General features: G+C 65.7%; 1 protein-coding gene. It reads left to right on the top strand.

Annotated features, from left to right (window positions below; all coding sequences use genetic code 11):
* The first annotated feature begins 240 nt into the window (after window positions 1–240).
* A complete protein-coding gene (gene glnD / locus I6U14_RS05475) occupies window positions 241–2,835 on the top strand; it encodes a [protein-PII] uridylyltransferase (protein WP_296897537.1) in 2,595 nt (864 codons plus the stop codon).
* Window positions 2,836–2,952 lie beyond the last annotated feature (117 nt).

Below are 2,952 nucleotides of genomic sequence, written 5' to 3'. Positions count from 1 at the left end.
GGGGGTGGGGGTCTCGCCCCGGGGGGGGGGGGGGCGCGCCTCCGGCGCGCGGGGGGGGGCAGCGCGCGCGGGCCGTGGGCGCCCCGGCCGAGAAGGGCCCACGCCGGGCGACGGCCTGCCGCAGCAGCGACGCAACGACTTCCCCTTTCGTCCGGAGCCGAACACAGGCCTCAGGCGCCGACGGGCCTTCCGACCGCGATTGCCGAGCCTCCGGCGGCCGGAAACGGCGAGGTCGGCGTCATCGCGGCCTACAAGGCGGAGCTCGCGGAAGCGCGGGCTGCACTCTTAGCGCGCTATGAGCGCGGCGAGCCCGTCACCGAGCTCGTCGGTCGCTGGAGCCACGACATCGATCGGCTCATCACCGCCGCCTGGCAGCGCTTCATGCCCGAAACCGAGTCAGCAGCGGTGGTGGCCGTCGGCGGCTACGGACGCGCCGAGCTGCATCCAAGCTCGGACATCGATCTGCTGATTCTCGTGGGCGATGACGCCGCCGGGCGTCTCGGCGAGGTCATCGGCAGCCTGGTGATCTTTCTCTGGGACATCGGGCTGGAGATCGGCCACTCTGTACGCACGGTGAATCAATGTCGAGACGAGGCAGCCGATGACATCACCGTGGTCACCAACATGCTGGAGGCCCGGTTCATCGACGGTGACGCGGCCCTCTTCGACCGCATGCGGGCCGCCATCGGGCCCGACAGCATTTGGCCGAGTGAGGCCTTTTTCGCGGCCAAGCGCGAGGAGCAGCGCAAGCGCCGGCGCAAGTACGGCGACACTGCCTACAACCTGGAGCCCAATATTAAGGAGAACCCTGGGGGGTTGCGCGATATCCAGATGATCGCCTGGGTCACGAAACGCCATTTTGGTGCCGACAATCTGCACCAACTGGTGGACCAGGGCTTTCTCACCGAGACCGAGTATCTGGCCCTGCGTGAGGGCCAGGCGCTGCTTTGGCGTATCCGCTTCGCACTGCACCGGCTCACGGGACGGCGCGAGGACCGTCTGCTGTTCGACTACCAGCGCACCCTTGCGGACGAGTTCGGCTTCATGGACCAGGGCGATAACCTGGCGGTCGAGCAGTTCATGCAGCAGTACTACAGAGCCGTCATGGAACTGAATCGGCTCAACGAGATGCTGATGCAGCTGTTCCAGGAGGCCATCCTGCTGCATGACCAGATTGGACCGCCGGTGCCCATCAACAAACGCTTTCAGTTGCGCAGCGGCTACCTCGAAGTCACTCACCCACAGGTGTTCGCCCGTTTCCCGTTCGCGCTGCTGGAGGTTTTTTTGGTGCTGCAGCAGCACCCCGAGGTCCAGGGCGTGCGCGCCAGCACCATCCGGCTGATCCGCGAGCATCGGCACCGCATCGACGACGACTTCCGCGAGGACGTTCGCGCGCGCAGCCTGTTTATGGAGATTCTGCGCCAGCCACGAGGCGTCACTGCAGCGCTGCGGCGCATGAACAGCTACGGTGTGCTGGCCGCGTACATTCCGGCCTTTGCGAACATCGTCGGGCGCATGCAGTACGACCTGTTCCACGTCTACACCGTGGACGAGCACACACTCAGGCTGCTGCGCAACCTCCGCCGCTTCACCATCCTTGAGCACAACGGCGAGTTCCCGCTCTGCTCTGCCATCGCGCAGCGCATCCCCAAGCTGGAGCTCCTATATCTCGCCGGACTCTTCCACGACATTGCCAAAGGCCGCGGCGGCGACCATTCACTGCTCGGCGCACGGGAGGCCTGGGACTTCTGCCAGCTGCACTATCTCAGCGAGTACGACAGCCGGCTCGTCGCCTGGCTGGTGGAGCACCACCTGCTGATGTCCATGACTGCGCAGCGCAAGGACATCGCCGATCCGCTGGTCGTCCAGACCTTCGCCGAACAGGTGACGGATACGAACCGCCTGGATTACCTCTACCTCCTCACCGTCGCGGACTCCCGCGCCACCAACCCCAAGCGCTGGAACTCTTGGAAGAACGCGCTGCTGCGAGACCTTTACCAGGCCGGCCGCCGGGCTCTGTCGCGCGGGCTTGACAACCCGCAGGCACAGGACGAGCTCATCGAGCAGAAGCAGCGCGAGGCCATGCGCCTGCTGGCGTATGAGGGGATCGACGCAGACGCCTGCCGGGACCTCTGGAGCCGCTTCGGTCTCGATTTCTTCGCGCCGAGCTCCCCCGAGGAGATCGCCTGGCAAACAAGGCGTATCCTCACCACGGAGCCCGCTGATCTGCCACTGGTGGTGATCCGCCCACTGGCGTCCCGCGGCTGCACCGAGGTGTTTCTGTTCTCCCGCGATGAGAAGAACCTCTTCGTGCGCATCACCGCGCTGCTGGACCAGCGCGCACTCAACATCATGGACGCCCGCATCACCACCACCGACGATGGCTACGCTGTTAACGCCTTCCAGGTTTTAGGCGCCGATCACCAGCCCATCGACCAGGGCGGCGAGACGGACGAGCTTCGCGAGCTGCTGCACGCCGCGCTCCGCCGCCCCGACGGCGAGCGGCCCGTCGTAAACCGTCGCCTGCCGCGGCAGCACCGACACTTCCCGGTGGAGACACGCGTCAGCTTTGCCGAGGATGCACGCAACCGCCGCACCATGATGCGGCTCACCACCCTGGACCGGCCAGGCTTGTTAGCGGAGATTGGCGCCGTGTTCGAGGCCTGCGACATTCGCCTTCAGAGCGCGAAGATCGCCACCGTCGGCGCGGAGGTCGACGACGTATTCTTCATCTCCACCCAGGACGGGGCCCTCATCAGCTGTGAGGCGACATTGTCGTGCCTACGCAAACAGATCCACGACCGGCTCGAAGGCAACACCGACGTGCGGTCATGAAGCCAACCCCGCTACCCCTCCGGCGCAACCAGGGCCGCACGAGGGAGACGCCGATTTATTGTGCATCCTGCCCAAAAACCGGACGGAACCCGAAAACGCGGTTTCCGGGTTCCTTCT

Origin of the sequence: Thiohalocapsa sp. (assembly GCF_019695415.1) — a bacterium.
Classification (GTDB): domain Bacteria; phylum Pseudomonadota; class Gammaproteobacteria; order Chromatiales; family Chromatiaceae; genus Thiohalocapsa.
This window is presented reverse-complemented; position numbering and strand designations above follow the sequence as displayed.